Annotated in this window: 26 protein-coding genes; 9 read left to right on the plus strand and 17 right to left on the minus strand. The window is 62.4% G+C overall.

What is annotated here, in order from left to right; all coding sequences use genetic code 11:
• Positions 1 to 88: 88 nt before the first annotated feature.
• The 6 genes from ACIROY_RS12780 to ACIROY_RS12805 form a co-directional block, all read right to left on the minus strand.
• On the minus strand, positions 89 to 433 hold the full coding sequence (locus ACIROY_RS12780) for a copper-binding protein (RefSeq protein ID WP_402272605.1): 345 nt from the start codon (positions 431 to 433) through the stop codon (positions 89 to 91).
• A gap of 20 nt (positions 434 to 453) precedes the next feature.
• Complete coding sequence (locus tag ACIROY_RS12785; protein WP_402341869.1) at positions 454 to 948, minus strand: plastocyanin/azurin family copper-binding protein; 495 nt, start codon at positions 946 to 948, stop codon at positions 454 to 456.
• Positions 949 to 963: 15 nt separating this feature from the next.
• Complete coding sequence (locus tag ACIROY_RS12790; protein WP_402341871.1) at positions 964 to 2,346, minus strand: multicopper oxidase family protein; 1,383 nt, start codon at positions 2,344 to 2,346, stop codon at positions 964 to 966.
• Positions 2,339 to 3,742: a TolC family protein gene (locus tag ACIROY_RS12795; protein ID WP_402341873.1), complete on the minus strand. Its 1,404-nt coding sequence runs from the start codon at positions 3,740 to 3,742 to the stop codon at positions 2,339 to 2,341. The genes ACIROY_RS12790 and ACIROY_RS12795 overlap by 8 nt, the downstream gene beginning before the upstream one ends.
• A 104-nt stretch (positions 3,743 to 3,846) precedes the next feature.
• The gene (locus tag ACIROY_RS12800) at positions 3,847 to 4,257 is read right to left on the minus strand and encodes a hypothetical protein (protein WP_402272596.1); all 411 of its coding nucleotides are present in this window, start codon (positions 4,255 to 4,257) and stop codon (positions 3,847 to 3,849) included.
• Between the two features lie 35 nt (positions 4,258 to 4,292).
• Positions 4,293 to 5,498 carry a citrate synthase gene (locus ACIROY_RS12805; protein ID WP_402341874.1) on the minus strand — a complete coding sequence of 402 codons (1,206 nt, stop codon included), beginning with the start codon at positions 5,496 to 5,498 and terminating at the stop codon, positions 4,293 to 4,295.
• 104 nt (positions 5,499 to 5,602) lie between these two features.
• On the opposite strand from ACIROY_RS12805, the gene ACIROY_RS12810 reads away from it, so the two are divergent.
• Positions 5,603 to 6,988 carry a CoA transferase gene (locus ACIROY_RS12810; protein WP_402341876.1) on the plus strand — a complete coding sequence of 462 codons (1,386 nt, stop codon included), beginning with the start codon at positions 5,603 to 5,605 and terminating at the stop codon, positions 6,986 to 6,988.
• A gap of 6 nt (positions 6,989 to 6,994) precedes the next feature.
• Here the strand turns inward: ACIROY_RS12810 and ACIROY_RS12815 are convergent, their stop codons facing one another.
• Positions 6,995 to 9,271 carry a heavy metal translocating P-type ATPase gene (locus ACIROY_RS12815; RefSeq protein WP_402341878.1) on the minus strand — a complete coding sequence of 759 codons (2,277 nt, stop codon included), beginning with the start codon at positions 9,269 to 9,271 and terminating at the stop codon, positions 6,995 to 6,997.
• Between the two features lie 375 nt (positions 9,272 to 9,646).
• Here ACIROY_RS12815 and cadR point away from each other — a divergent pair, with 375 nt between their 5' ends.
• The 3 genes from cadR to ACIROY_RS12830 all read left to right on the plus strand — a co-directional run bounded on the left by cadR (position 9,647) and on the right by ACIROY_RS12830 (position 11,468).
• Positions 9,647 to 10,099, plus strand: coding sequence for a Cd(II)/Pb(II)-responsive transcriptional regulator (gene cadR, locus ACIROY_RS12820; RefSeq protein WP_402272588.1), 453 nt, complete (start codon positions 9,647 to 9,649; stop codon positions 10,097 to 10,099).
• A gap of 166 nt (positions 10,100 to 10,265) precedes the next feature.
• Positions 10,266 to 11,018, plus strand: coding sequence for a DUF3658 domain-containing protein (locus tag ACIROY_RS12825; protein WP_402341880.1), 753 nt, complete (start codon positions 10,266 to 10,268; stop codon positions 11,016 to 11,018).
• Positions 11,019 to 11,111: 93 nt separating this feature from the next.
• On the plus strand, positions 11,112 to 11,468 hold the full coding sequence (locus ACIROY_RS12830; protein ID WP_402272584.1) for a NirD/YgiW/YdeI family stress tolerance protein: 357 nt from the start codon (positions 11,112 to 11,114) through the stop codon (positions 11,466 to 11,468).
• On the opposite strand, the gene ACIROY_RS12835 is transcribed toward ACIROY_RS12830, so the two are convergent.
• Genes ACIROY_RS12835 through ACIROY_RS12845 form a run of 3 tightly spaced genes read right to left on the minus strand, consistent with a single transcriptional unit; the run spans position 11,465 to position 15,358 of the window.
• Positions 11,465 to 12,454 (minus strand): Gfo/Idh/MocA family protein, encoded by a 990-nt coding sequence (locus ACIROY_RS12835; RefSeq protein ID WP_402341882.1) that lies wholly within the window; start codon positions 12,452 to 12,454, stop codon positions 11,465 to 11,467. The two genes, ACIROY_RS12830 and ACIROY_RS12835, sit on opposite strands and share 4 nt — an antisense overlap.
• Before the next feature lie 16 nt (positions 12,455 to 12,470).
• Positions 12,471 to 12,887 carry a Cu(I)-responsive transcriptional regulator gene (gene cueR / locus ACIROY_RS12840; RefSeq protein ID WP_402342026.1) on the minus strand — a complete coding sequence of 139 codons (417 nt, stop codon included), beginning with the start codon at positions 12,885 to 12,887 and terminating at the stop codon, positions 12,471 to 12,473.
• 2 nt (positions 12,888 to 12,889) lie between these two features.
• Positions 12,890 to 15,358: a heavy metal translocating P-type ATPase gene (locus tag ACIROY_RS12845; RefSeq protein WP_402341883.1), complete on the minus strand. Its 2,469-nt coding sequence runs from the start codon at positions 15,356 to 15,358 to the stop codon at positions 12,890 to 12,892.
• 168 nt (positions 15,359 to 15,526) lie between these two features.
• Between ACIROY_RS12845 and ACIROY_RS12850 the strand changes: the two genes are divergently transcribed.
• The gene (locus ACIROY_RS12850) at positions 15,527 to 15,724 is read left to right on the plus strand and encodes a heavy-metal-associated domain-containing protein (RefSeq protein WP_402272578.1); all 198 of its coding nucleotides are present in this window, start codon (positions 15,527 to 15,529) and stop codon (positions 15,722 to 15,724) included.
• 5 nt (positions 15,725 to 15,729) lie between these two features.
• Here the strand turns inward: ACIROY_RS12850 and ACIROY_RS12855 are convergent, their stop codons facing one another.
• The 3 genes from ACIROY_RS12855 to ACIROY_RS12865 are packed head-to-tail and all read right to left on the minus strand — an operon-like array spanning position 15,730 to position 18,405.
• Positions 15,730 to 16,899 carry a VWA domain-containing protein gene (locus tag ACIROY_RS12855; RefSeq protein WP_402341885.1) on the minus strand — a complete coding sequence of 390 codons (1,170 nt, stop codon included), beginning with the start codon at positions 16,897 to 16,899 and terminating at the stop codon, positions 15,730 to 15,732.
• 22 nt (positions 16,900 to 16,921) lie between these two features.
• The gene (locus ACIROY_RS12860; RefSeq protein WP_402272574.1) at positions 16,922 to 17,509 is read right to left on the minus strand and encodes a GNAT family N-acetyltransferase; all 588 of its coding nucleotides are present in this window, start codon (positions 17,507 to 17,509) and stop codon (positions 16,922 to 16,924) included.
• Positions 17,510 to 17,550: 41 nt separating this feature from the next.
• A complete protein-coding gene (locus ACIROY_RS12865) occupies positions 17,551 to 18,405 on the minus strand; it encodes an AAA family ATPase (protein ID WP_402272572.1) in 855 nt (284 codons plus the stop codon).
• 195 nt (positions 18,406 to 18,600) lie between these two features.
• Between ACIROY_RS12865 and ACIROY_RS12870 the strand changes: the two genes are divergently transcribed.
• The 3 genes from ACIROY_RS12870 (at position 18,601) to ACIROY_RS12880 (ending at position 21,648) form a co-directional block, all read left to right on the plus strand.
• On the plus strand, positions 18,601 to 20,724 hold the full coding sequence (locus tag ACIROY_RS12870; protein WP_402272570.1) for a site-specific recombinase: 2,124 nt from the start codon (positions 18,601 to 18,603) through the stop codon (positions 20,722 to 20,724).
• 243 nt (positions 20,725 to 20,967) lie between these two features.
• The gene (locus ACIROY_RS12875; protein ID WP_053198566.1) at positions 20,968 to 21,282 is read left to right on the plus strand and encodes a cytochrome c; all 315 of its coding nucleotides are present in this window, start codon (positions 20,968 to 20,970) and stop codon (positions 21,280 to 21,282) included.
• Between the two features lie 12 nt (positions 21,283 to 21,294).
• The gene (locus ACIROY_RS12880; RefSeq protein ID WP_265214495.1) at positions 21,295 to 21,648 is read left to right on the plus strand and encodes a cytochrome c; all 354 of its coding nucleotides are present in this window, start codon (positions 21,295 to 21,297) and stop codon (positions 21,646 to 21,648) included.
• 85 nt (positions 21,649 to 21,733) lie between these two features.
• Here the strand turns inward: ACIROY_RS12880 and ACIROY_RS12885 are convergent, their stop codons facing one another.
• Positions 21,734 to 22,153 carry a DUF1841 family protein gene (locus ACIROY_RS12885; protein ID WP_402272566.1) on the minus strand — a complete coding sequence of 140 codons (420 nt, stop codon included), beginning with the start codon at positions 22,151 to 22,153 and terminating at the stop codon, positions 21,734 to 21,736.
• Between the two features lie 165 nt (positions 22,154 to 22,318).
• Between ACIROY_RS12885 and ACIROY_RS12890 the strand changes: the two genes are divergently transcribed.
• Complete coding sequence (locus ACIROY_RS12890) at positions 22,319 to 23,545, plus strand: branched-chain amino acid ABC transporter substrate-binding protein (protein WP_402272563.1); 1,227 nt, start codon at positions 22,319 to 22,321, stop codon at positions 23,543 to 23,545.
• Positions 23,546 to 23,554: 9 nt separating this feature from the next.
• Here ACIROY_RS12890 and nth read toward each other — a convergent pair whose 3' ends face one another.
• The 3 genes from nth to ACIROY_RS12905 all read right to left on the minus strand — a co-directional run bounded on the left by nth (position 23,555) and on the right by ACIROY_RS12905 (position 26,305).
• A complete protein-coding gene (gene nth, locus ACIROY_RS12895) occupies positions 23,555 to 24,205 on the minus strand; it encodes an endonuclease III (RefSeq protein WP_402272561.1) in 651 nt (216 codons plus the stop codon).
• On the minus strand, positions 24,202 to 24,921 hold the full coding sequence (rsxB, locus tag ACIROY_RS12900) for an electron transport complex subunit RsxB (RefSeq protein WP_402272558.1): 720 nt from the start codon (positions 24,919 to 24,921) through the stop codon (positions 24,202 to 24,204). The genes nth and rsxB overlap by 4 nt, the downstream gene beginning before the upstream one ends.
• Before the next feature lie 148 nt (positions 24,922 to 25,069).
• The gene (locus ACIROY_RS12905; RefSeq protein ID WP_402272556.1) at positions 25,070 to 26,305 is read right to left on the minus strand and encodes a polyhydroxyalkanoate depolymerase; all 1,236 of its coding nucleotides are present in this window, start codon (positions 26,303 to 26,305) and stop codon (positions 25,070 to 25,072) included.
• Positions 26,306 to 26,617: the final 312 nt, after the last annotated feature.

Raw genomic sequence — 26,617 nt, forward strand, 5'->3', positions numbered from 1 at the left:
TTGTTATGGTGGAGCGGCGACCGCATTGATGCGGTCGCCGGCCCCCTTGTCAGAGGGAAGATGATAGCCCGATTTTCTGTCGGGAGTCTTACTGGTCCGGCTTGACCTCGATGGCGGTGACCGTCAGCGCGCCATTTCTCTTTTCAGCGGAGAACAGCACCTGATCGCCGGCTTTGACCCGGCTCAGGAAGTCCGGCGAGGCCACACGGAACACCATGGTCATGGGCGGCATCTCCAGGTTGGGGATGTCGCCATGACGCAGGGTGATCTTGCCGGCTTCGGCATCGACTTTGCGGACTTCGCCGGCAACCTGCGGCGGGGAATCTCCTGACGCAGCCGGAGCTTGCTGCGCCGCTGCGCAGAGGGATGCGCCCAGGGCTGCCGTCAGCGCAAGCCGCGCCAGCAGCGGGGCGAAGAAATTAAGGTGTTTCATGATCATCCTTTCAACGTTGGTCAATGTTTGTGCGCAGTGCCGGCCACGGTCACGCTGCCTTTCATGCCGGCATCGTAATGTCCCGGCTGCAGGCAGGCGAAATTGACGGTGCCTGCCTGGCTGAATTGCCAGAGCAGTTCGCCGCTCTTGCCGGGCGCGAGTGTGATCTGGTTGTCGTCGGCGTGTTCCATTTCCGGATTCTTCAACATGGCGGCGTAATGCGCCTTCAGTTGGGCATCGCTGCCGAACACCATTTCGTGCCGGATTTTGCCGCTGTTGGTGACGATGAATCGGATGGTGTCGCCGGCCTTGACCCGGATGGCATCGGGGGTGAAACGCATGTTGTCGCGCATGTCGACTTTGACGGTGCGGGTGACGTTCGCCTCTATGCCGGGTTGTCCGATGCCGCCGTCGGCATGGGCGTCGTGATGGTGGGTGGATTGCATGGATTGGGCAGAGGCGCTGCCGCCGGCAATGGCGATGCTGAGTGCTGCGAAGAAATGGCGATGGTGCATGGTGTAACTCCTTGATTAATGTTGGTGTGGACGGCGAATCACGTTGACGGTGTTGTCGTCGGCTTGGTTTTTCGGACCGGGCGCCGCAGCGGCAGGTTGGTCGGCGCCGCGCCATTCGTAGGCGACCGTACCGGGCGGCGCCTTGTACCAGCCGGGGTCGCGATAGTCGTTGCGGGCCAGGTTCTTGCGCACCTTGACGACGCTGAACATGCCGCCCATTTCCAGCGATCCGTAAGGTCCGGCACCGCCCATCATCGGTAGCGTGTTGTCGGGCAGCGGCATCTCCATGTCGCCCATGGAGCCGCCTTTGTCGCCCATCACCATGTAATCAGGGATGAGGCGGTTGATCTTCCTGGCGAGGTCGGTCTGTTCGACGCCGATCATGGTCGGCACGCCGTGGCCCATGGCGTTCATGGTGTGGTGCGACTTGTGGCAATGGAGCGCCCAGTCGCCTTCTTCGGTGGCGTCGAATTCGATGGCGCGCATCTGGCCGACGGCGATGTCGGCGCTGACTTCAGGCCAGCGTGAAGCGGGCGGAGTCCAGCCGCCGTCGGTGCCGGTGACGACGAATTCGTGACCATGCAAATGGATAGGATGATTGGTCATGGTCAGGTTGCCGACACGGATGCGCACGCGGTCGTTCTGTCGCACCGGCAGTGCGTCGATGCCGGGGAAGGCGCGGCTGTTCCAGGTCCACAGATTGAAGTCGAGCATGGTGTTGACCTTGGGCGTGGCCGCACCCGGTTCGATGTCGTAGGCGTTCAGGAGGAAGACGAAATCGCGGTCCACGCGCATGAAGTTCGGGTCCTTGGGATGCGTGATCCAGAAGCCCATCATGCCCATCGCCATCTGCACCATTTCATCGGCATGCGGGTGGTACATGAAGGTGCCCGTCCGGCGCGCCGTGAATTCGTAGACAAAGGTCTTGCCCGGCGGGATGCCCGGCTGGGTCAGGCCGGTGACGCCGTCCATGCCGTTGGGCAGGCGTTGGCCGTGCCAGTGCACCGAGGTGTGTTCCGGCAGCTTGTTGGTGACGAAGATGCGTACGCGGTCGCCTTCCACGACTTCGATGGTGGGGCCGGGACTTTGGCCGTTGTAGCCCCACAGGTTGGCTTTCATGCCGGGGGCAATTTCACGCACCACCGGTTCGGCGACCAAGTGGAATTCCTTGACGCCGTCGTTCATGCGCCAGGGCAGCGACCAGCCGTTGAGGGTGACGACGGGGTGGTAAGGGCGGCCGTTGGGCGGGATCAGCGGCGCTTGCGTGGCGGCGCTGCTTTGCACGGCGGCTTCGGGCAGCGAGGCGGCGCCGATGCGCGTGACGGCGGTGGCGCCCACCGCCAGCGCAGACCCTTGCAGGAAGGCGCGACGGCTCAGTTTGTTGGCGGCGTCAGTCATGTTTTGTTCCTTCAATATTGTTTGGTGCAGGAGCGCTCCGCCCTCCCAGCGCCAGCTGCAGGTCGCTGTCGGCGATCCAGTAGTCGCGTGATGCGTCGATGGCGGCATTGACGGCCTCGGCTTGTTCGCGCGCATCGGCGAGTAGTTCGAACACGCTCACCAGCATGCCGTTGTAACGCAGCAGGTATTCGTCGGAGATGCGCTTGCGCAGCGGCACCACGTCGTCGCGGTATTGGCGCGCCAGGGTGTAGGCGTGCTGCTGCGCGGCATAGGCGACGCGTACTTCCGACTGCGCCTGCACGGCGGTGGCGGCGAGCCGGTGCGCTGCCTGCATGTAGATCGCTTCGGCCTTGGCCACGCGCGCGCCGCCCCAGTCGAACAGCGGGATGTCGATGCTGGCCTGGTAACCGACTTCGGCGGCCTTGCCGGTTTCCGAATTGCGCACGTAGCCGAGGTCGAGCACGTTGATGAAGCGGGTGGCTTTGCTGAGGCCGAGCGAGGTTTGTAGCGCGGCGACTTCCAGCTTCGCCGATTGCACGTCGAGCCGTTGTTCCATCGCGACCTGTTCACTGTCGGCCAGGGTGACCGGCTGCTTGGGAAGATCGGGCAGGCGTTGCGGTAATTGCAGTTCGCCGTCTTGCCGGCGCAGTCCAAGCAGGCGTATCAGGTTCTCGCGTTCCTGTACCGCTTGCGTGCGTGCGCGCGTCAGCCGGGCCGAGGTGTCGAGGTAGAAGGCCTGCTCGCGCGCGGCGTCGAGTTGCGAGAAGTTGCCTTTCTTCGCCATGCGCGCGGCGAGTTCATGAGCGACTTCGGCGGCTTGCTTCACCTGCTCCAGATAAAGCACGGTCTGCGTCGCCGCGATGCTCTGGTAGTAAGCCTTGCGTGTCTGCGCGGCGGTGCGCAGCATGACGTCGGCGACCTTCAGTTTGGTCTGCTCGAAGCGTCGCGCCTCGATGCGCGATGCGGCGGGCATGGTCAGCAGACGCATCACCGACAGCGACAGGCTGCGCTCGATCTTGATCTCGTCGCCGCTGTGCGTTCGCCCGAAACTGAAGCCTGGATTGGGCAGTCGTCCGGCCTGCACCAGGTCGGCCTCGGCGATGCCGAGTTCGCTGTAGGACGCCTGCAATTCGCGGTTGTTGATCAGGGCGATCTGTACCGCGTCGTCGACGGCCAGCGGTCGTGCCAGCATGGTGCGGACGCGGCGGGCGACGTTGTCGGCGTCCTGTTCGGATCGCGTCCAACTGGTTTCTTTGTTGAGCCGCTGTTGTGCGGCCTGGTTGACGGTGTTGAAACCGCCGTCGTCGCTGAAACTCGCACAGCCCGCAAGAAAGACGGCAAGCAGCGGCGGCGCGAGTGGACGCAAAAATCTGCGCAAGAAGGGAAATGCATTCATGTAAGCCTCGTGCAAACGACAAGTTTGCCGGCGCACGATCAGGATCACGCGCCGGAACGGTTGCAGGAAGCTGCAGGCGGCTTACGCCGGTGCAGCTTCAGTGGTTACACGGACAGTGAAGGGGGACGTTCAGGATTTTCCGGCGTATAGCCGACGAAGCCGTGCGGGGTGTCGGCGACGTGGATGTCTGCCGATACAGGCAGGATGATGAGCTTGTCGAGCGCCAGCGGCAGGACCGCGCCGATGGTGCAGACGCTGCAGGAGCTGCACGAGGCCGAGGAAGCCTTGTGCTGATGCTGAGTGTGAGACGGATGATCGGTGTCGGCTTGCGTGTTGACGTCGTGCATGTCATGACCAGCGTGATGATGTGCATCGGCTGCAGCAGGTGCAACCATCGCCGACATCTGCATCGGATGTGATGGCGCGCAACCGGCCTGCACGGCGGCAGCGAATCCCTGGACGGGAATCGCAAAGGCCAGTAGCCAGAGCAGGAGGATCTTTACGCGCGAAGTCATGGGCCGTAGTGTAGCACTGCCGGAAAAGGGCCTCGTTATTTTGCGAGACCGGCAGTAAGCGGAATCGGCCGTGGGCCGGTGTATGCCGCACGCGGCCGGATCAGTTCGCCGCTTGCGCGCTGCTCCAGCGCCTGCGCTATCCAGCCCATGCCGCGCCCCAGCGCGAACAGGCCGAAGGCGGCGCCCACCGGTAATTGCAGATGACGGCGCAGCGCCACCAGCGCAAAGTCCACCGACGGATGCTGGCCGATCAGGCCGCGGGTGGCGGCGATGATGTCGCCCCATGCCGGATGATGGGGCAACACTTCCGCCAGCAAGGCGTTGGCGCGCACGTCGCCGTCCGGATAGAGATGATGACCGAAGCCGGGCAAGTCGTCGCCGCGCGCCAGGCGCCGTTGCAGTCCGGGAGCGACATCATGCTCACCGATTTCATCCAGCAAGGCTTCCACGCGCGCCGTGGTCCCACCATGCTTGCCGCCGGTCAGTGCCGCCAGTCCGGCGATCACCGAGGCGCGCAGGCTGGTGCCGGTGGACGCCACGCAGCGTGCGGTGAAACTCGAGGCGTTGAGCTCGTGGTCGGCGCACAGCACCAGCGCCATGCGCACCAGCGCCGCGCCATGCGCATCCAGCTTCCACGCCTTGGCGCATTGTTCGTGGATGGGCGCTGCCGATGGTCGCGTGCCGAGCAGGCAGGCGGCGAGCAGGCGCATCAGCGCGCCGCTGCCTTCGGCGGTGCGCTCGGGCGAGGTTTGCCATTGCGCGGTGGCGGCGTCATCGCTGGCGACGGTGAACAACGGCAGCAGCGATTCTTCCGCGCGGCGTCCGGCGAAATGTTTGAGCAAACCGGCGTAAGCGGGATGAGCCGCCACCTCGCCGGGGCCGAATGCTTGCCGTACTTCGGCGTTCCACAGCAGTGCGGCGAGGTCTTCTACGGACTCCGATTGGGCCAGGGCGACGGCGTCGCGGCCGCGATAGTAGAGCCGGCCGTCTTCGATCAGCGTGATGGCCGATTCCAGCACCGGCAAGCCCCAGTTGAGCGTGGCCTTGGCGACTTCCTTCGGCTTGCGTCCGCGCGTGCGCTGGGTCGCCAGGCGTGTGACTTCTTCTTCCAGGTAACGGCTTTCACGCGCAGTGCCGTCCGGCTGCGCGCTGAGCAGGCCGCGGCTGACGTAGGCATACAGGGTCTGGCGCGAAACGCCGAGCGCAGCAGCGGCTTCGGCGGAGCTGAGGTAGGTGGGCATAGTCGTTCCGGTAGAGAGTTATGTTGATTATATTAATCAATATTGACAATTAAAACGAGCGGAATATGCTTCAGTCATCTCCACCAATCTTCCGATGAAAGGTCATGATGTCTGCTCAATCACACCCAAGCACGCAGGCTTTCCTGCGCGAGATCTGGCTGGCCGCGCAGGGCGAGTCGGCTTTCCTTGAACAAGTCCGCATGAGCGGCGAGGGTAGTCTGCCGTCGGTCTTCGCAGTGACCGATCTGGCGGCGGGGTCCGTCGGGGCCGCCGGCCTGGCGGTTGCGGAGCTGGTGCAAGCCGTCGGCGGCGCTGAACGGGAAGTGGCGGTCGACCGCCGGCTGGCCTCGTTCTGGTTCGGCACCTCGCTGCGGCCGCAAGGCTGGGAAGCGCCGCCCTTGTGGGATGCGGTTGCCGGCGACTACCGGACGGCCGACGGCTGGATACGCCTGCACACCAACGCGCCGCATCATCGTGCGGCGGCGTTGGCGGTGCTGAAGCCGCCGGTCGACCGGACCGCCGTCGCACAGGTCGTGGCGCGATGGACCGCCGAGGAACTGGAAACCGCCGTCGTCGCGCAAGGCGGGTGCGCCGCCAGAATGCGGACCATGGAGGAATGGCGGGTTCATCCGCAGGGAGTCGCCGTCAACGCCGAACCGCTGCTGCACGTCGCCGATGCACCCGCGAGCGCGAAGCCCGGCTGGCCTGTCAATCCGCAACGTCCCTTGCAAGGGATTCGCGTGCTCGACCTGACGCGTGTATTGGCGGGGCCGACCGCGACGCGCTTCATGGCCGGCTTTGGCGCCGACGTGCTGCGGCTCGACCCGCCCAGCTGGGACGAGCCGGGCGTGGTGCCCGACCTCGTGCCGGGCAAGCGTTGCGCTCGGCTCGATCTGCGCACGTCGCAGGGGCAGGAAATCTTCACCCAATTGCTGGCGCAGGCCGACGTGCTGGTGCACGGCTATCGTTCCGATGCGCTGGCCGGCATGGGTTTCGACGCCGCCAATCGCCGCCGCGTCAATCCCGCATTGGTGGACGTCAGCCTCGACGCTTACGGCTGGAGCGGTCCGTGGAAAACGCGGCGCGGTTTCGACAGCCTGGTGCAGATGAGCAGCGGCATCGCCGAAGCCGGCATGCGCCGCCTCGGCCGCGACAAGCCGACGCCGTTGCCGGTGCAGGCGCTGGACCACGCCACCGGTTACCTGATGGCGACAGCGGCGATCCGTGGATTGACGCAGCGTTTGAAAACCGGCAAGGGGAGCGAGGTACGCACGTCGCTGGCGCGCATGGCGCAGTTGCTGGTGACGGGATCGGGCAATCAGGTTGATGCGGCGCTGGCAGCGGAAAACGCCGGCGATCTGGCGCCGGCGATCGAACAGACTTTCTGGGGGCCGGCGCAACGTGTGCGCGGTGCAGTGACGGTGGGTGGAACGGCGATGGCCTGGGACAGGCCGGCTGCGCCGCTCGGGTCGGCGCAGCCGGTGTGGTGAGGATTTCTACAGAGAGCGCACCAATCGCAAGCCGTTGAACACCACGATCAGGCTCGCACCCATGTCGGCGAATACCGCCATCCACAGCGAGCTTTCGCCGGCCAGCGCGAGCGCCAGGAAGACCGCCTTGATGCCGAGCGCAATCGTGATGTTTTGCATCAGCACGCTGTGGGTCTTTTTGCTCAGGCGGATGAAGTCGGGAATCTTGCGCAGGTCGTCGTCCATCAGGGCAACGTCGGCGGTTTCCAGCGCGGTGTCGGTGCCGGCCGCACCCATGGCGAAACCGATCTGCGCGCGCGCCAAGGCCGGCGCGTCGTTGATGCCGTCGCCGACCATGCCGACGTAACCGTGCCGGTCGATCAGCTCGCCGATTGCCGTCAATTTGTCTTCAGGAAGCTGGTCGCCGCGCGCATCGTCGAGCTGCACGATGTCGGCGATGGCGCGCGCAGTGTGCGCGTTGTCGCCGGTCAGCATGGTGACGCTGACACCGAGTTGCTTCAACTGGGCGATGGCGTCGCGGCTGCTGTCGCGCACCGTGTCGGCGACCGCCAGCAGCAATTGCACGCGGCCGTCGCGGCACAGGATGGTGGTGGTCTTGCCTTGTTTTTCCAGTACCTGCAGACGTGCTTCCAGCTCCGGACTGCACATGCCCATTTCATGCACCAGACGGTGATTGCCGAGAAGGAATTCGCTGTCGCCGATGCGTCCCTTGACGCCGCGTCCGCTCAGCGCTTCGAAGTCGGTGACTTCGTCTGCACGGGGTTGTTGCTGGCTTTGCTGCTGGGTCCAGTAGGCCGCAATCGCCGCCGACACCGGATGATCGGAGCGCAGCGCCAGGCTGGCGGCCTGCTGCAATACCAGGACCTGGTCGCCGTCCGACAGCAACTGCACATCGGTCACAACCGGCTTGCCGTGCGTGATGGTGCCGGTCTTGTCGAGCGCCAGCGCCTTGATCTGGCGTCCCTGCTCCAGATATACGCCGCCCTTGATCAGGATGCCGTGGCGCGCCGCTGCGGCCAGTCCGCTGACGATGGTCACCGGCGTGGAAATCACCAGCGCGCAAGGGCAGGCGATCACCAGCAGCACCAGCGCCTTGTAGAGCCAGGGATAGAAAGCCGCACCCAGCAACAGCGGCGGCACGATCGCCACCAGTGCCGCAACTATGACGACCGCAGGAATGTAATAACGCGCAAACTGGTCGACGAAGCGTTGCGTCGGCGCACGCTGGCCTTGCGCCTGCTGCACGCTTTTGACGATGCGCGACAGCGTCGATTCGCTTTGGAGTGCCGTGACGCGATAGTCGAAGGCGCTGTTGCCGTTGATGGTGCCGGCAAAGACCTGCTCGCCGATTTGCTTGGCGACCGGCATGCTTTCGCCGGTGATCGGCGCCTGGTTGATCGCCGGCTGTCCTTGCGTGACCACGCCGTCGAGCGGGATGCGCTCGCCCGGCTTGACGCGCACTTCGGTGTTCAATGCCACCTGTTTCGCCGCGACCTCGATCCAGGCGCCGTCCTGCAGCACGGTAGCCTTGTCGGGCGACATCGCCATCAGTCCGGCGATGGCGTTGCGTGCCCGGTCCAGCGACAGCGACTCGATCATCTCGGCCAGCGTGAACAGCACGATGACGACCGCAGCCTCCGGCCACTGGCCGATGATGGTGGCGCCGATCACGGCCAGCGACATCAGGAAGTTCATGTTCAACGACAGGTGGCGCAGCGCGATCCAGCCCTTCTTGAGCGTGTCGAGACCGCCGACCGCAATCGCAAACAACGCCAGCGCAATCACCGTCAGCGAGCCGTCATCGCCGCTATTCCAGGCCACCACTTCGGCAGCTAGAGCCGCCACACCGGCGACGCCGACCATCAGCCATTTACGCGCGGGAATCGCATACGATGCGCTGTGATCGTCATCGCTGCCGGCCTCGGCATCGAGTGTGTCGCTCTTGACCTTGGGCAGCATGTCGAGTGCTGCCAGCGTCTTGACGATGGGCTCGACCGAAGGCAGGCGATGCTGCACCGTCAGTTCGCGCTGGATCAGGTTGAACTGCATGGCGGCGATGCCGTCCATGTTGGCCAGGCGTTCGCGGATCAGCTTTTCTTCGGTGGGGCAGTCCATCTTCTGGATGAAGAACACCGCTTCTTCGGCGTCGGCGAGGCCGGCCGGTTTGGCGTTGTCCGCCGACGATGCTGCGTGGTCGTGCGCATGCTCATGGGCGTGCTCGTGGACATGGCCGGCTTTCTTGCCATGATTATGGTCGTGATCGTGATTACAGCAATTCGACATGCGTGCTCCTGACAAGCGAGATGAGGGCCTGTTATCAAGTAATTTGCGAGATGCGTTTCAACCAGAAGGCGTGTTGGCAAGGCGCGTGGCGTCGCAGGTGGTGGGCCCACCTGCAAGCCATGCAACGCCGCCAGCGCCTTCTGGTTGAAACCCTTCGGGAACGGCTGCAGGCGTCGCCTGCCGTTGTTGCAGCTCCTTGCCGTAGTGCCGCTACGTCGCGTCGCTGCGCCTAGGCAGTCAACGCCTGCCGCGCGTTCGCATTCGCAAATTACTTGATAGCAGGCCCTAGGCTTGCTGTATATTAAAAACCCTGAACCAGCTACAAGGTCAAGCCTTTTATAACCTTGCTTGCAGGCTGGTTGTTCTGGAGAAAGCATGGATGCACTGAAGATAGGCGAACTGGCGGCGCGCACCGATTGCCCGGTTGAAACCATCCGCTACTACGAGCGCGAGGCCTTGCTGCCCGCGCCCACGCGCTCACAGGGCAATTACCGCCTGTACGGCGACACGCATGTTGAACGGCTGCAATTCATCCGCCATTGCCGTTCGCTCGACATGACGCTCGACGAGGTGCGCAGCCTGTTGCAATTCCGTGATGCGCCCGAGGAAAACTGCGGCGAGGTCAATGCCTTGCTCGACAAGCACATCGGCCACGTCGCGCAGCGCATTGCCGAATTGAAGAAGCTGCAGGTGCAGTTGAAAGGCCTGCGCGCGCAATGCGACACGGCGCAGGCGACGCGCGATTGCGGCATCCTGCAAGGCCTGGCCAACATGAGCGACGACAGCAAGCCGGTCAATCTCGGGAGCCACGGCAGCGGTTGTCATTAAGAGTCGCTGACAAAACGCCGCTGGCCGCATTGCTCCTCCTTGCCTGCGGCGCTAAGCGCCGTTTCCAGAATTTTTACGACGAACGCAGACAGCCAAGCCTGTTCCAATGACATTCCTCCGCGGCGCGACGCTTCAGGAGTGATGCTTATTGAAACGAAAGGCGTTCATGATGGAATTTCACTTGGTCAGTTTTGACAGCACCGCCAACGCACTGCGCATCGCATTCCCGGACGCGCGCGTGTTTTGCGCCGGGGACGATTACAGTCTGGGTCCGTTGGAGGATGGCAATGAACGAGGCGCTTTCTGGCGCGACATGGGGCGAGGATACAGCGAAGAATGGCTGAAGGAAGCGCCTGATTGTTTCGCGCCATGGCATGAGATGAAATCGACGCTGGCCGCCGCGGCTTCTTCCAGGATATGTGTCTGGCATAGCGGAAGCGGGTCGGAACAGGTGTTCCTCCGGATGGCCTGTCATCGGCTGGCCGGACTTCACCATGCCTTGCTGACGGTCCGGGTGCCTGCGCGCGACGGCGTTCATGCGACGGCGGCATGGCCGCCAGGACAATTGAGGGAGTTCATCGCGCATGCCGTGCCATTGTCGCCATTGCAGCGGGACGAGTATGCACGCGAATTCGCAGCGATTGCCGCGCAACCTGAGATGTTGCGCGAGTGCGATGAAAATGATCGCCTGCATTGCCGCCCCATGAACGTACACGACGATCTGTTGCTGGCTTGCTGTTCCCGGGAATGGCAGCGCGCCGTGGCGGTCGTGGGTGAAGCGATGGGGCGAGTGGACCCGCGGAATGCGCAAGGGGATGTCTTCTGGAGCTCGCGTTTGCAATATCTGGCGGATGCCGGACAGATTGCAGTCCACGGCGAGCGCATCGCCTTGGGCAAATACCGTGTCCGCTCGCGGTGAACATGTTGTCTCCCGCAAACGGGTGAAGCCGGAACCAATACTGCATGGAGTTTTCCAACCTGTTCCTCCCGAGATGAAAAACAAGGAACAGCCATGAAAAAATCCTCCGCCTGCGCGCTCGCCTTTTCGGCGCTATTGACCGCCACCGCTATTCCAGCGTTCGCGCAATACACCGGCCCCTCGCACAAGCCGTCAATCCAGACCGTCGCCAGCGCCGCCAAATCCGCCGACGACACGCATGTAGTGCTGGTCGGCGCCATCATTGCGAAGCTGCGCGACGAGCATTACACCTTCCAGGACGGCAGCGGCAAGATCGAGATCGAAATCGACGACAAGCATTTCCCGTCCACGCCGATCAGTGAAACCACCCAGGTGCGCATCTACGGCAAGGTCGACAAGCATTTCGGCAAGGACGCCACCATCGACGTCAAAAAGGTCGAACCCTTCTAAGAAATTTTTCCCAGAATGCGATCCAGCGTCCAGCTGGTACGCGCGGCGGTGCGCCCTGTTGATGGGTGAGCCGCACTGCCGCGCAGATGCTCGTGCATGTTGCGTACGTGGTGCAGCTGGATATTGTCGGGATTGGCGATGACAGCCTCTTCGACGCCGGCAGCGGTAGTCAGCTGCAGAGGAGCCTCTTCAAACACTGAAAAGGCAATCTTGCCGAGGCTGCCGGTGATCTCCACCTTGTCGCAGCGCTCGAAGCTGCCGAAGTTCCAGCTGCCGCTGCCGGTGACGCCCGAGGTGTGCAACCAGGCACCGCTGACCGTATCGGCCGCTGAATACCATCCCTGCTGATTGGCGCTGCATCCGGACGCCTGCACCACCTCGCCCAGCAAATGTGCAAACAGGTCGATGCCGTGGCTGGCCAGGTCGTCGAAGTAACCTCCGGCCGCGATCGCCGCATCCGTGCGCCAGTTGTAAGCGCGGCTCAGGTCGACCGGCGAGGGTGTGCGGCTGAATTGCCAGTTGACGCTGCGCGGCGCGCCGATGCGGCCTTCGTCGAGCCAGCGTTTGACTTGCGCGAAGCGCGGCAGCGAACGCCGGTAATAGGCGACAAACAAAGGCAGGCCGCGGTTTTCAAATGCCGCGCAGATGGTTTCGCATTCGGCGAACGTGGGCGCCATTGGTTTCTCGATGCAGCAGGGCTTGTTCGCCGCCGCCACTTTCAGGGCGTAGAACAAGTGCGTGTCGGGCGGCGTGGCGATGTAGACGGCGTCGATGTCCGGATCGGCGATCAGCGCATCGGCGTCATCGTAGTGGCGCGGCACGCCGTGCCGGCGCGCGTAGTCGGCAGCCTTGGCGGCGTCGCGGCGCATCACGGCATGCAACGCGAAGCCGGCCGTTTGCTGATAGGCGGGACCGCTTTTGCGTTCAGTGACGGCGCCGCAGCCGATGATGCCCCAGCGAATGGTGTCGGGAAGCGTACTTGTCATAGGCCTGATCCGATAATCAATGTGTTTCGATGTGTTCACCCGGAAGCTCCGCACTCAATGCGTCAAGGATGGGGCAATCGGGCCGGCTGTCGCCGTGACAATCGTGGGCGAGTTGTTGCAAGGTTGATTTCATCGCCTGCAGTTCGCGGATCTTGATATCGAGTTCGGCGATGTGGTCATTCGCCAGTTGCTTGACCTTGCGGCTGGGGCGCGACTGGTCCAGCCACAATCCCATCAGGTCGCCGATCTGCTTCATCGAAAAACCGAGCACGCGACCCTGTCGTATGAAACGCAGCAGGTGCACGTCGCGCTCGCCGTAGATCCGATAGCCGGCGTCGGTGCGGGCCACTTTCGGCACCAGGCCGATGTCTTCGTAGTGGCGGATCATCTTGGCGGAGACGCCGGAAGCCTGTGCAGCTTCGCCGATATTCATGCTCATGATTTTTCTCCCTCTGATTGGCGGGTTTGTTGCGGCTTCCAGCGCTTGAGCAGTAGCGCATTGCTGACCACGCTCACGCTGGATATCGCCATTGCCGCGCCGGCGATCATCGGATTCAACAATCCGAATGCTGCCAGCGGAATGCCGACGATGTTGTAGATGAATGCCCAGAACAGGTTCTGGCGGATCTTGCCGTAAGTGCGTCGCGAGATGTCGATGGCGTCCGCCACCAGCGATGGATCGCCGCGCATGAGCGTGATGCCGGCGGCCTGCATGGCGACGTCGGTGCCGGTCGACATGGCGATGCCGACGTCGGCCGCAGCCAGTGCCGGCGCGTCGTTGATGCCGTCGCCGACCATGGCGACCAATGCGCCGTCCTTGCGCAATCCGCCGATCGCCTGCGCCTTGTCGGCCGGCAGGATGTTGGCGCGGAAATCGTCGAGTCCCAGTTGCTGCGCCACGTGTGCAGCGGCGCCGTGGTTATCGCCGCTGAGCATGACGGTGCGTACGCCGAGCGCATGCAGGCTGTCCACGGCTTGCCGCGCGCTGGCCTTGAGTGTGTCGCCGAAGGCCAGCAGGCCGAGCAGGGCGATGTTGCTACCCTCGGCTTCGCTTTGCGCCAACCAGGAAATCGTGCGGCCTTGCTGCTCCAGTGTCGTTGCAATGCCGGCCAGTTCCGCGTGTTGATCGGGTGTCGCGCCGAGTTCCTGCATCCAGCGCGCGCTGCCGAGGTAGGTCAGGCGATCGCCGATCAGCGCTTGGGTGCCACGACCGGGGACGGCTTTGCTGTCGTCGGCCGCAGCCGGAGCAATTTGTTTTTGTGCTGCGACAGCCATCACGGCATGCGCCAGCGGATGTTCGCTGTTGCGTTGCAATGCGGCGGCGAGAGCGAGCAGCTTGTCGTCATCGTGGTCGATCGCATGCATGGCTGCCAGCACCGGTTTTCCTTCGGTCAGCGTGCCGGTCTTGTCGAAGGCGACCACGCCGATGCGATGGGCGATTTCGAGCGCTTCCGCATCCTTGATCAGGATGCCGTAACGCGCTGCGACGCCGGTGCCGGCCATGATGGCAGTCGGCGTGGCCAGACCGAGCGCGCACGGGCAGGCGATCACCAGCACGGCCACGGCGTTGAGCAGAGCCTGCTCCCAGTCGCCGGCGATCAGGCCCCAGCCCAGCAGCGTCAGCAAGGCCAGCACCAGCACCACCGGCACGAACACCGCGCTGACCTGATCGACCAGGCGCTGGATCGGCGCCTTCGCGGCCTGGGCGTGTTCCACCATGCGGATGATGCGGGCCAGCACGGTTTCCGCGCCGACGGCGGTGGTTTCGATGAGCAACAAGCCGTCGCCGTTGATGGCGCCGCCGGTGACGTGGTCGCCGCCGTGTTTTTCCATCGGCAGGCTTTCGCCGGTGAGCATGGATTCGTCCAGATGGCTGGCGCCTTCGCGCACTACGCCGTCGACTGCGACGCGTTCGCCGGGACGCACCACGACCAGGTCGCCGAGCCGGATGGCCGACAAGGCGACTTCACTGTCGACGCCGTCGCGCCGCACCGTCGCCGTGTCCGGCCGTAATGCATTGAGCGCGCGGATGGCGTCGGCGGTCTGGCGCTTGGCGCGGGTTTCCAGCCATTTGCCGAGCAGCACCAGGGTGATGACGGTAGCCGAAGCTTCGAAGTAGAAATGCGCCGCGCCATGGCCGGCATGGCCAGCATATTCGCCTTGCCATTGATTGAATAACTGATACAGCGACAAACCGTAGGCGGCGCTGGTGCCGAGCGCGACCAACAGGTCCATGTTGCCGGCGTATGCCTTCACGGCGCGCCAGCCGGCGCGATAGAAGCGGGCGCCGAGCCAGAACTGCACCGGCGTCGCCAGCAGCAATTGCCAGATACCGGGCAATTGCCATTCGATGCCGAACGGCATCAGCAGCATCGGCAGGATCAGCGGCGCGGTGAAGAGGGCGCCGGCGGCTACCGGCCACCACGACGGCGCGGCGGGGGATTTCTGTGCGCTTGCCTGTGTTGCGGCGGGCAGGCTGGCGGAGTACCCGGCGCGGTCGATGGCGGCGATCAGCGTGTCTACCGTGACTTCGCTGGTGGTGGTCAGCGTGGCTTTTTCCGTGGCGAGATTGACCGAGACGGCGCTGACGCCGCTTACTTTGTAGAGTGCCTTCTCCACGCGGCCGACGCAGGATGCGCAAGTCATGCCGTCGATGTCGAGCGTGATTTCCTGTTGCTTGACGTCGTAGCCGGCCTTGTTGACGGCGGCGATCAGCTGGTCGGCGTGCACGCCCGGTTCAGCCTGGATGGTCGCCCGTTCGGTGGCCAGGTTGACGCTGACGTCATGGACGGCGGGAATCGCGCGCAAGGCTTTCTCGACGCGACCGACGCAGGAGGCGCAGGTCATGCCTTCGACGGCGAGCGTCACTTCCTGCAGCGTTGGGGCGGGTGTGGCGGAGTTCATGTTTGGCTCATTGAGGGATTGATCACGGGTTCAGCATGATCCTTCCCATCATGGTAAGGTCAAGGCCTATTTTGACATGATTCATGAAATATCACGCAATGAGGTGCTTGACCTTCTCCTTGTGGGAAGGTTTAAGCTGACATCTTTCCATCACGAAGGAGCAACACCATGCTGACATTCAACGTCCAGGACATGACCTGCAACCACTGCGCGAGCGCCATTACGCGTGCCGTCAAGGAAGTCGACGCCGACGCCAAGGTCGACGTCCAGGTTGCTGAAAAGCGCGTCAACATCGACAGCAGCGTCGCCGCAGCCGAGTTTGAAGAGGCGATCAAGGAAGCCGGTTATACGCCTGTAGCCGCCTAGATTGGCTACTTGCTGAGCAGACGCATCGCTCGTTCCAGGCCGTCGATGGTCAGCGGAAACATGCGCTGGCTCATCAGTTGCTGGATGATGGAAATCGATTGGCGGTATTGCCACAGGCCTTCCGGTTCCGGATTGAGCCAGGCGAAGTTGGCGAAGGTGCTGGTGAAGCGCTGCAGCCAGACCGCGCCGGCTTCCGGATTGTTGTATTCCACCGAGCCGCCCGGCTGGACGATCTCGTAAGGGCTCATGGTGGCGTCGCCGACGAAGATCAGTTTGGTGTCCGGCGAGTATTTGTGCAGCAGATCCCAGGTCGGAAAGCGCTCCGCATGGCGTCGGCGGTTGTTCTTCCATACGTAGTCGTAGACGCAGTTGTGGAAGTAGAAAAACTCCATGTTCTTGAATTCCGTCTTCGCTGCGGAAAACAGTTCTTCGGTGCGTGCGATGTGGTCGTCCATCGAACCGCCGACATCGAACAGCATCATCACCTTGATGTTGTTGCGCCGTTCCGGCTGCATCCGGATGTCGAGGTAGCCGGCATTGTTGGCGGTGGCGCGGATGGTGTCGTCGAGCGCCAGTTCCTCCTCGGCGCCGTCGCGTGCAAACTTGCGCAGGCGGCGCAGCGCCACCTTGATGTTGCGCGTGCCGAGTTCACGTTCGCTGTCGTAGTCCTTGTAGGTCCGTTCGTCCCACACCTTGACCGCGCTGCGGTTCTTGCTCTCGCCGCCGATGCGGATGCCTTCCGGGTTGTAGCCGCTGTTGCCGAAGGGCGAACTGCCACCGGTGCCTATCCATTTGTTGCCGCCTTCGTGGCGCTCGTGCTGCTCCTTGAGCAACTCCTTGAGGCGATCCATCAGCTTGTCATAACCAAACTTCTCCAGCGCCGCTTTCTGCTCCGGCGTGAGTTCGCGCTGCATGCGCTTCAACAGCCAGTCGAGCGGGATCTCGGGGTTCTTTTCGAAGATGGTTTCGATGCCTTTGAAATAGCTGCCGAAGGCCTTGTCGAACTTGTCGTAATTGGCCTCGTCCTTGACCAGCGTGATGCGCGAGAGATAGTAGAAGTCGTCGATGTCCGGCGAGATCACGTTCTTTTGCATGGCTTCAAGCAGGATCAGGAACTCCTTGATGGAGACCGGGATCCGTGCGTCCTTGAGCGTGAAAAAGAAGTCGATCAGCATAGAAGAAATAATTGAATCCGAATCAGTGTCCGAGCTTGAATTGCAGATGGCGTTTGACTGCCGGCCATTCGGATTCGATGATGGAAAACACCACCGTATCGCGCAATGAACCGTCGGGCGCACGTTGATGATTGCGCAGGATGCCGTCCTGCTTCGCGCCCAGGCGCAGGATGGCTGCACGCGATTGCTGGTTCATCCAGTGGGTGCGGAATTCGACGGCGATGCAGTGCAGCGTCTCGAAGGCATGGCTCAGCATCATCAGCTTGCACTCGGTGTTGATGCCGGTGCGCTGGGCGCTGGCGGCGGTCCAGGTCGAGCCGATTTCGACGCGGCGATGGACGGCGTCGGCGTTCATGTAGGTGGTCATGCCGCACAGCGCGCCGGTGTCGTGGCGGCGCGTGACGAAGGGCAGCATCGAGCCCTGTTCCTGCAGCCGCAGGCGGCGCTCGATTTCGGCGCGCATGTTTTCCGGTTTGGGAATCGCTGTGTACCAGAGCTTCCACAGCTTGCCGTCGGAGGCCGCCGCGATCAGCGCATCGTGGTGGTCGAGCGACAGCGGCTCGAGCGTGGCGTAGTGGCCTTTGAGCGTGATCGGATGCAGGAATTGCATGGCGGACTCCTTGCGTGACTGAATGGATCGGGCTGTCGAAATTATCGATTATTGCGCGACATGAACACCAGGCGTTCGAACAAATGCACGTCCTGTTCATTCTTGAGCAGCGCGCCGTGCAGCGGCGGGATGGCGGCCTTGCCGTCCTTGCTGTGCAGGGTCTCGGTCGGGATGTCTTCGGCCAGCAACAGCTTGAGCCAGTCGATCAGTTCCGAGGTCGACGGCTTCTTCTTCAGGCCCGGAATGTCACGCACTTCATAAAAGGTCTGCAGCGCCTGCGCCAGCAGATCGCGCTTGAGGTGCGGGAAATGCACGTCGACGATCTGCTGCATGGTGTCCTTGTCGGGGAACTTGATGTAGTGGAAGAAGCAGCGGCGCAAAAAGGCGTCCGGCAATTCCTTCTCGTTGTTCGACGTGATGATCACCAGCGGGCGATGCTTGGCGCGCACCATTTCGCGGGTTTCATACACATAGAATTCCATGCGGTCGATCTCGCGCAGCAAGTCGTTGGGGAACTCGATGTCAGCCTTGTCGATTTCATCGATCAGCAGCACCTGCGGCTCGTCGGCGGTGAAGGCTTGCCACAGCACGCCCTTGAGGATGTAGTTGTGGATGTCCTTGACGCGCTCATCGCCGAGCTGCGAATCGCGCAGCCGCGACACTGCGTCGTACTCATACAGGCCTTGTTGCGCCTTGGTGGTGGATTTGATGTGCCATTGCAGCAATGGCCGGTTAAGCGCTGCCGCGACTTCTTCGGCCAGCATGGTTTTGCCGGTGCCGGGCTCGCCTTTGATCAGCAAGGGGCGTTGCAGGGTCAGCGCGGCGTTCACCGCAAGTTTCAGGTCGTCGGTCGCGACGTAACTGGAGGAACCTTCGAAGCGTGTTTCTTGTCGCATGGCGGGGGTGTCATCAGGACGAAAATAAATCCGAGTATAAGGTAAAAAGATTCAGGCTTCCCGCGTACCTGCCGGCGCAGACGGTCCGGCTTTGCTTGAAAACGGGCTTTTCGTCCCCATATAGTGAAATCAGAGGAATTTGCTGCGGCGCTGATGCTGCTGCATGTGATTTTCCTTATAAAAACAGAGTGAGGCATGAAGTTTCTTTTTCTTAAGATGCGCGTGATCTGGCGGCGTTTCCGCCATGGTCTGCAAGCGCGTTACGAACACCACGGCGAACATGGGCCGCAGCTGGAAGTGCTGATGCGCCGCGCCGATCCCGATTCCGCCTGGCATGACCGCGCCAACTGGATGATCGACGTCGCCGAATGGGTGCGCCATCAACCCAAGGTTTCCCTGCTCGACGCTGAAGGCTGGCGCCGGGTCAAGCACCAGCGCGTGCGCGCCATGCTGGACTGGCTCGACGCGCATCGCGACATTCGCCGCCAGGTGCAGGGCTGCCTGCAGAAGACCCTGCGCGAGGCGAGTGGGCCGGAACTGTTCTCGGTCACCGGCTTGCCGCATGAACCGGCCTTTTTTACCGAGCTGACTGAACGCGCTTTCAAGATGGTGCTGCCGCGGCATTTGTCGCCCAGCGAGTTGCCGACCTTGTTCGCCGCGATGTTCCCCGATCCGGACGACGCCGAATGGCTGCTCGAGCTGGATCAGGAGCTGCAGGAGCGGCTGTGGAAGCTGGCAGCCGACGACGGCATCTCGCATACCTACTGGCAGCAGATTGAAGAGGCGCTGACTTATCTCACCACGGTGGTGGTGGCCGACGGTATCAGCCCGGCGTTCCGCCAGCGGCTGGAGCCGAAGATGCCGCTGCAGGCCACGCCTTTCATGGCCCTGCGACGCGAAATGGAAGCCTATCTGCGGGCCAGCCCGCACGACGAAGGCCCGTTGCGCAGCGCGCGCATGCTGATCGCGGTGTGCCAGGCGCAGACCGATCGCATTTATGCGCATCTGGATGAATACGGCGTTTCGGTCAGCCTGGTCTACCGCATCGAGCGCATGCGCGCCCAACTGACGCGCATGGGGCGTCTCATCGACGTGCGTTCGGCTACCTGGCGGGAACCCAAGGCGGGGCGCGGAGCCGGTCGCGTGCAATTGCTGCTGGCCGACCTGATCGCCGCCCATCACAGCCGCTCGTCGGTGCGCAGCCTGGTGCGGCGCAGCTTCGCGCTGCTGGCGCGCAAGATGGTCGAACGCAGCGCCGATCACGGCGAACATTACATCGCGCGCGACAGCGCCGGTTACCGTGCGATGCTCAAGGCCGCCTGTATCGGCGGCGTGGTCACGGCGTTCACGGTGCTGGGCAAGATCGCCCTGGCCAGGCTGGGACTGGCGCATTTCTTCGAGGGCGTGTTCGCATCAATCAATTACGCCTTCAGCTTCCTGCTGATTGCCGCCCTGGGTGGCGTACTGGCAACCAAACAGCCGGCCGTGACTGCACCGGCGCTGGCGGCCAAGATGGGCGAGCTGGACACCGTTGACGGCCTGCGGGCACTGATCGGCGAGACCGCCATGCTGCTGCGTTCGCAGGCGGCGGCGATTTTCGGCAACCTGATTGCGGTGATCCCGACGATGCTGCTGATCACGGCCGGCTTCCTGCTGGCCTCCGGCGCGACGCTGATGACGCCGGAAAAAGCCCGCGCGGCCTTGCACAGCCTGTCGCTGGTCGGACCGGCGCCCTTGTACGCAGCCTTGACCGGCATCCTGCTGTGGCTGTCGAGCCTGGCGGCGGGATTTGCCGACAACTGGTTCGCCTTGCGCCGCCTGCGCGAAGCACTGGCGCATCAGCGCCGGCTGGTGCACGCGCTGGGCGCTGCACGCGCGGCGCGCTGGGCCATCTGGCTGGAGCGCCATGTCGCCGCCATCGTCGGCAATGTCTCGCTGGGCGTGCTGCTCGGTATGGGGCCGGTGGTGGCCGAGTTCTTCGGACTGCCGCTGGACGTGCGCCACGTCACGCTGGCGACCGGCACGCTGGTGGCCGCCGGGGCCAGTCTTGGCTGGGGTATTGTGTCGACGCCGGCATTCTGGTTGGCCGTCAGCGGCATCATGGTGATCGGCGCGCTCAACGTCGGCATCGCGTTCTTGTGTGCGATGGCGCTGGCCTTGCGCGCGCGGGAAATCCCGGCGCGCATCCGGCGCGTGGTTTTTCGTGCTGTATTGCGACGTTTTGCGGCTTCGCCGTGGACGTTTTTATTCCCTGAAAAGGCCGCCAGCGCCGCCTTAAGGCCCGTTCCGAGCGAATCGGAGACCGAAGAGGAGCGGTGAAGCACCGCAATATGGGGTGGGCGCAGAGGGGGATGTTGTAATTTGGAGCGCTGCGACAGATTGACTCACGGCGTTGTTGGGGTAAAATCAACCGGTTTTTTGGCGTCGCAGGGGACGGGCGAGAATGCTCAAGTAATCCAATAAGCCAAATTGGTTGAGCCAATAATGTATAGCCAAACCTGTGAAACCAGCTTCGAACAGTCATGTGTTTCGCTTTAGTTGATTTTATTTACCCCTGCCAATATGAAAAAACTCTTCGTACTGCTCGCTCTCGCGGGTGTTGCCAGCGCGGCCTCGGCCGTCGATCTTGCAGGTAACACCGGCAAGGTCAATGTGTCGATGTGCATCGGCTGTCACGGGATTCCAGGCTACAAGGCGACTTTCCCCGAGGTCTACCAGGTCCCCATGCTGGGCGGCCAGTCTGAAAAATATATCGAGAACGCGCTGAAGGCCTATCAAAAAGGCGAGCGTAAGCATCCGTCCATGCAGGGCATCGCCGGCAGCCTGTCCGATAAGGACATCGCTGAACTGGCTGCTTACTACTCACAGCAAAAATAAGGGAAGCACGAGATGAACAAGATCCTGACCTTGGCAGCTTTCGCCGCTGCCTCCGTTGTTTCCCTGCAAGCAGCTGCGGCGGGCAATGCCGAATCTGGCAAGCTGCTGGTTGAAAAATACAACTGCGCTTCCTGTCACGGCAAAGATTTCAATTCCCCGATCGATCCTTCGTATCCGAAGCTGGCAGGCCAGCATCAGGATTACCTGCAGCATGCGCTGGTGTCGTATCGCCGCGGCAACGACGGCATGAACGGCCGCACCAACGCCATCATGGCCGGTCAGGCCAAGGTGCTGACCGACAAGGATATCCAGGATATCGCCGCTTACCTGCACAAGCTGCCTGGTTCGCTGGTGCTGGAGAAGTAAAACCGGTAGCCGAGGCCTGGCCTCAACGTAAAAAGCCACGGCATGCCGTGGCTTTTTTCATGGACGCTGCGCCAGAACGGGAAGATCAGCGGCGCTTGATGCTTTCGATATAGGCCGCACCGTCCGGCGGCAGGCCGCTGCGCTGCGAATTCCAGATCATCTCGCCCAGGCATTCCATGATTTCATGATGTGCGTCGTGGGCCGAGCCCTTGCGCTGCGCCAGCGCTTCGAAAGCCTTGCGAATGCCGGGCGGCTGGTCGATGGAAATCTGCTCGCTGATCGACAGATGCATCGACAGGTGCAGGAAGGGGTTGTGGCCTTGCTCGACCGAGTAATCGGCGGCCAGCGCCTGCTCGACGTCCTTGAGCGAATCATCGTATTCGGGATGCTCGACGATCCAGTCGCGGGCGATGGCTTCGAGAGGAGTCAGAATTTCGTTGGCGCGATACTTGCGGAATGCTTCGCAAAAGAAGCGGCGGACATCATGCTGGGAGGGGTTGAACATTGCGGCGGCTGGCGAAACGCGTAAAAGCCGTATTGTACGCCGTGTCGGCCAACTCGGCCGGCGCAGGAAAAACCAGTCATACGCACGAAATTGTCCTGCGGTAATATGTCCCTACAAGACGAGCAAAAACATCGTCACATCTCGCGAAATGAGGGGACACCATTCATGAAACTCAGGCTCTGCAGGGTGCAGCTCGCGTTCCTGTTGCCGGCGCTATTGTCGTCGTCGCTGCTGTTGCTCTCGTTGTTTTCCATTTCCTCGTACGCCTCAATCGCCTCGGCCACCGCTGTCACCAAGACCAGCCCGGAAGACGACGACAGCCGCACCGTGCTGATCGGCTATGCAGGTCCGTTGAGCGGCACGTCGTCCGCCGTCGGCAAAAGCATGGCCAACGCCGCGCAACTGGCGGTCGATGAGGCCAACAAGCGCGGCCTGCAAATCCAGGGCCGGCCGGTCCAATTGAAATTGCTGATCCAGGACGACCGCAGCAATCCGCGCACCGCCGAATTGATCGCCCGCTATCTGGTGCGCAGCGGCGTGGTGGGCGTCATCGGCCATTGGAACAGCGCCGCCAGCCTGGCTGCCGCGCCGATCTACAATGCCGGCGGCGTGATCCAGATCTCGCCGGCCAGCATGAGCACCCTATACACTCAGCAAGGCAATCGCGCCGCCTTCCGCACCATCGGCAACAACGGCAGCGCCGGCAGCCACACCGCCGACTATGCGGTCCGCACGCTCCAGGCCAAGCGCTTTCTGGTGGTGGATGACGGCACGGCGTTCGGGCGTGGTTTCGTCGAACAATTCATCCGCTCGGCCAAGGAGCAGGGCGCGCAGATCGTCGGCTCCCACAGCGTCAGCGACAAGACCTCGGATTTCAATGCAGTGCTGACCGACGCCGCCAGGCTGCGTCCCGACGCGGTGATGTTCGGCGGCCTCGAGCTGCAGGCCTCGACGCTGGCGCGCAGCCTGAAGCGGCGCAATCCCGAGGTCCGCTTCATCGGTTCCAGCGGCACCGTGGGTTTGCCGTTCCTGCGCGCGGCGGGCGCCGACGGCAACGGCAGCGTGGTGCTGGAGCCGGGGCTGCCGATGGGCAAGATGCCGGGCTGGAAGAATTTTGAAAAGAATTACATGCAGAAATTCGACAGCAACATCGAGCTCTTTGCACCGTTCGCCTATGACGCCACGCAAGTGCTGATCGCAGCGATGCGGCAGGCCAATTCAACGGATCCCAAGAAGGTCGCCGAGGCGCTGCATGAAATCCGCTTCAACGGCATGACGGGCACGATCTCGTTCAACCAGGACGGCGACCTCAACAATCCCACCTTCACCATTTACGAGGTGGAAAACCAAAGTTGGGTGGTCAGGAAGGTCATCAGCGGCAGCGCCAACTGACCCGGGCGGCTACACGCCTTTTTCGGGCAGAGGCGTCTTTTTCTTGAACTCGCATAGATCGGCGATGAGACAGTTCCAGCATTGCGGTTTGCGCGCGATGCAGGTGTAGCGGCCGTGCAGGATCAGCCAGTGGTGGGCGTCCTGCAGGAATTCCGGAGCGACGAATTTCATCAGCTTGCGTTCGACCTCATCGACGTCCTTGCCCGGCGCAATGCCGGTGCGATTGGACACGCGGAAAATGTGCGTGTCCACAGCGATAGTCGGATGACCGAAGGCCGTATTCATCACCACATTGGCAGTCTTGCGCCCCACGCCCGGCAGGGCTTCCAGTTCTTCACGCGTCTGCGGCACCTCGCCGCCGTGCTGTTCCAGCAGGATGCGGCAGGTTTCGATGACGTTCTTGGCCTTGGTGCGGAACAGGCCGATGGTCTGGATATAGGGAATCAGCTCGTCCACGCCCAGTTTGTAGATCTTGGCCGGTGTATTGGCGACCGGGTACAGCTTGCGCGTGGCCTTGTTGACCGAGACGTCGGTGGCCTGCGCTGAAAGCAGCACGGCGATCAGCAGTTCGAACGGCGTGGTGTATTCCAGCTCGGTGGTCGGAGTCGGATTGGCTTGCCGCAGACGGCTGAATATTTCACGGCGCTTTTCGCTGTTCATGGCTGGCGGACGGGCTTGGCTGTTGGTTGATCATTGGCGGCGGCTTGTTCTTTTTTCAGGCGCGCGCGTTCGATGGCGGCCTGGATGATGGCTTTCTTGCGGTCCTGCTCGGCTTTCTCAGCTGGCGTCAGCGCATCGGCGGCTTCCACCTCCTTCAACTTGGCGGCGGCTTTGGCGGCCAGGCGGTCGTCGTTTTCCTGCTTCTCGCGACGCAGGCGGAAGCTGCGGAAGTCATGCCGCGCGCGGGCGGCATCGGCCTGTTCCTGCGACCATGCCTGCCAGCCCGTCAGGCCCGGCGTGACTTCAACCATGGCGATGCAGTCGACCGGGCAGGGCGCCACGCACAGATCGCAGCCGGTGCACAAATCGGGCAGCACGGTGTGCATCTGTTTGGCGGCGCCGACGATGGCGTCGACCGGGCAGGCCTGGATGCACAGCGTGCAGCCGATGCAGGCGGCTTCGTCGATGACGGCGCGCGTGCGCGGACGCTCCAGTCCGTTGACCGGGTTGAGCGGCAGCAGCGGGCGGGACAGCAGTTGCGCCAGGCGCGCCACGCCCTCGGCGCCGCCCGGCGGGCATTGGTTGTAGCCTGCGCTGTCGTCGGCGATCGCTTCCGCATACGGCCGGCAGGCGGGATAGCCGCACTTGCCGCATTGGGTTTGCGGCAGCAGGTTTTCGATCTGGTCGGCGAGTGTGAGGACAGCGGAGGAAGACACGTTGGATGGCTGGTAAAAAATGGCTGAACGGACGGGAAGCCGTATTATCCCGGAAACCGGCGCCGTGAGGGAATCGCTGCGTGCAGGCAATAAAAAAGCCTTTGCCTTGTTACGGGCAAAGGCTTGCGGATCTTGGACTGCAGACCGCTCAGGAATTCGCCTTGATGAATTCGCCGATTTTAGGACAGATCACTTCGCGCCAGCGGCGGCCCGAGAAGATGCCGTAGTGGCCGCACTTGGGCGCGGTGAAGTGCTGCTTGCGCGACTTCGGAATCGACGAGCACAGGTCTTGCGCCGCCTGGGTCTGGCCGGAGCCGGAGATGTCGTCCAGTTCGCCTTCGATGGTAAAGAGCGCCACCGACTTGATATCCTGCGGACGCACCAGCTTGCCGTCAATCTTCCACGTACCTTGCGGCAGGTCGAAGTCCTGGAATACGATCTTGATGGTTTCCAGGTAGAACTCGGCCGGCATGTCGAGCACGGCGTTGTATTCATCGTAGAACTTGCGATGGCTTTCGGCCGACTCGTCGTCGCCGTCGCGCAGGTGCATGTAGAAATCCCAGTGGCTCTGCGCATGGCGGCGCGGGTTCATGGCGACGAAACCGGCGTGCTGCAGGAAGCCCGGGTAGACCTTGCGGCCGAAGCCGGGGAAGTTGGCCGGCACGCTGTAGATCACGGTGTTTTCAAACCAGCTGAACGGCTTTTCGGTGGCCAGGTCGTTGACCGCGGTCGGCGATTTGCGCGCGTCGATCGGACCGCCCATCATGGTCATGCTCTTGGGCAGCTTGGGATCGTTGGCGCTCGCCATCAGGGCGATCGCGGCCAGCACCGGTACGGTCGGCTGGCACACGGAGATCACGTGCACGTCCGGACCCAGGGTGCGGATGAAGTCCTGGATGTAATAAACGTAGTCATGCAGATGGAACGCGCCCTTATCGAGCGGCACCATGCGTGCATCAGTCCAGTCGGTGACGAACACGTCGTGATTCGGCAGCAGGCCGCGCACGGTGTCGCGCAGCAGCGTGGAATGGTGACCGGACAGCGGTGCAACCAGCAGCACGGTGGGCTGCTTGAGCGCGGCGTACTGCTTGCTGTCCAGGTCCTTGCTGAAATGAATCAGGCGACAGAAGGGCTTGGTTTCAGCGGTTTTCTCGACGATCCCGATGGTCTTGCCATTGATTTCGGTCGATTCGATCTGGAATTCTGGTTTTTCGTAGTCTTTGCCGAGGCGGTAGAGCAGTTCGTAACCGGCGGCGATACGTTGTGCGAATGGCGTGTGGGCCAGCGGGGAAACAGGATCGGAAAACAGTTTTGCCGAGGTCTCCGCCCATTGCATCAGGGGGGTGAGAAAGGCACGGTTTAATTCGTGAATTTGATAAAGCATGGCTGACCTTTACACATAGTACGCATGAAGCTGGCTGGTTAGTCCATAACGGCATTGTGTGCTGTCGAGACTACAAGTATTGCTCTGTTATAGCTCTATTTTCTTGCTATGTTGCAATGCAATATTTTAACACGGTTCGGTGTTCACCGTGGTGCGCCGGGGCATGATAAAAACACTAAATGTCGACAAAGAATTTTCAGGTTGTGGAACAAATTATGCCTTTTTATTCAACGATTTATAGCGACATTATCGGCATCAGAATGTTGATTTTGAATCAATATGCACGCCAATGCACAAAGAAAAAAGCCTCTG

This window comes from Herbaspirillum sp. NPDC101396, from assembly GCF_044767365.1.
In the GTDB taxonomy this organism is placed as follows: Bacteria; Pseudomonadota; Gammaproteobacteria; order Burkholderiales; family Burkholderiaceae_D; genus Herbaspirillum.

Excerpts from the sequence above, each read along its gene's own strand:
- ACIROY_RS12825 (WP_402341880.1), top strand. The coding sequence starts at position 10,266 with ATGATGGAATTTCACTTGGTCAGTTTTGACAGCACCGCCAACGCACTG.
- ACIROY_RS12885 (WP_402272566.1), bottom strand. The coding sequence starts at position 22,153 with ATGTTCAACCCCTCCCAGCATGATGTCCGCCGCTTCTTTTGCGAAGCA.
- ACIROY_RS12875 (WP_053198566.1), top strand. The coding sequence starts at position 20,968 with ATGAAAAAACTCTTCGTACTGCTCGCTCTCGCGGGTGTTGCCAGCGCG.
- ACIROY_RS12845 (WP_402341883.1), bottom strand. The coding sequence starts at position 15,358 with ATGAACTCCGCCACACCCGCCCCAACGCTGCAGGAAGTGACGCTCGCC.
- ACIROY_RS12870 (WP_402272570.1), top strand. The coding sequence starts at position 18,601 with ATGAAGTTTCTTTTTCTTAAGATGCGCGTGATCTGGCGGCGTTTCCGC.
- ACIROY_RS12785 (WP_402341869.1), bottom strand. The coding sequence starts at position 948 with ATGCACCATCGCCATTTCTTCGCAGCACTCAGCATCGCCATTGCCGGC.
- ACIROY_RS12860 (WP_402272574.1), bottom strand. The coding sequence starts at position 17,509 with ATGCAATTCCTGCATCCGATCACGCTCAAAGGCCACTACGCCACGCTC.
- nth (WP_402272561.1), bottom strand. The coding sequence starts at position 24,205 with ATGAACAGCGAAAAGCGCCGTGAAATATTCAGCCGTCTGCGGCAAGCC.
- ACIROY_RS12850 (WP_402272578.1), top strand. The coding sequence starts at position 15,527 with ATGCTGACATTCAACGTCCAGGACATGACCTGCAACCACTGCGCGAGC.
- ACIROY_RS12905 (WP_402272556.1), bottom strand. The coding sequence starts at position 26,305 with ATGCTTTATCAAATTCACGAATTAAACCGTGCCTTTCTCACCCCCCTG.
- ACIROY_RS12830 (WP_402272584.1), top strand. The coding sequence starts at position 11,112 with ATGAAAAAATCCTCCGCCTGCGCGCTCGCCTTTTCGGCGCTATTGACC.
- ACIROY_RS12790 (WP_402341871.1), bottom strand. The coding sequence starts at position 2,346 with ATGACTGACGCCGCCAACAAACTGAGCCGTCGCGCCTTCCTGCAAGGG.
- ACIROY_RS12835 (WP_402341882.1), bottom strand. The coding sequence starts at position 12,454 with ATGACAAGTACGCTTCCCGACACCATTCGCTGGGGCATCATCGGCTGC.
- ACIROY_RS12815 (WP_402341878.1), bottom strand. The coding sequence starts at position 9,271 with ATGTCGAATTGCTGTAATCACGATCACGACCATAATCATGGCAAGAAA.
- cueR (WP_402342026.1), bottom strand. The coding sequence starts at position 12,887 with ATGAATATCGGCGAAGCTGCACAGGCTTCCGGCGTCTCCGCCAAGATG.
- ACIROY_RS12865 (WP_402272572.1), bottom strand. The coding sequence starts at position 18,405 with ATGCGACAAGAAACACGCTTCGAAGGTTCCTCCAGTTACGTCGCGACC.
- ACIROY_RS12795 (WP_402341873.1), bottom strand. The coding sequence starts at position 3,742 with ATGAATGCATTTCCCTTCTTGCGCAGATTTTTGCGTCCACTCGCGCCG.
- ACIROY_RS12810 (WP_402341876.1), top strand. The coding sequence starts at position 5,603 with ATGATGTCTGCTCAATCACACCCAAGCACGCAGGCTTTCCTGCGCGAG.
- ACIROY_RS12780 (WP_402272605.1), bottom strand. The coding sequence starts at position 433 with ATGAAACACCTTAATTTCTTCGCCCCGCTGCTGGCGCGGCTTGCGCTG.
- ACIROY_RS12800 (WP_402272596.1), bottom strand. The coding sequence starts at position 4,257 with ATGACTTCGCGCGTAAAGATCCTCCTGCTCTGGCTACTGGCCTTTGCG.
- ACIROY_RS12805 (WP_402341874.1), bottom strand. The coding sequence starts at position 5,498 with ATGCCCACCTACCTCAGCTCCGCCGAAGCCGCTGCTGCGCTCGGCGTT.
- cadR (WP_402272588.1), top strand. The coding sequence starts at position 9,647 with ATGGATGCACTGAAGATAGGCGAACTGGCGGCGCGCACCGATTGCCCG.
- ACIROY_RS12880 (WP_265214495.1), top strand. The coding sequence starts at position 21,295 with ATGAACAAGATCCTGACCTTGGCAGCTTTCGCCGCTGCCTCCGTTGTT.
- ACIROY_RS12890 (WP_402272563.1), top strand. The coding sequence starts at position 22,319 with ATGAAACTCAGGCTCTGCAGGGTGCAGCTCGCGTTCCTGTTGCCGGCG.
- ACIROY_RS12855 (WP_402341885.1), bottom strand. The coding sequence starts at position 16,899 with ATGCTGATCGACTTCTTTTTCACGCTCAAGGACGCACGGATCCCGGTC.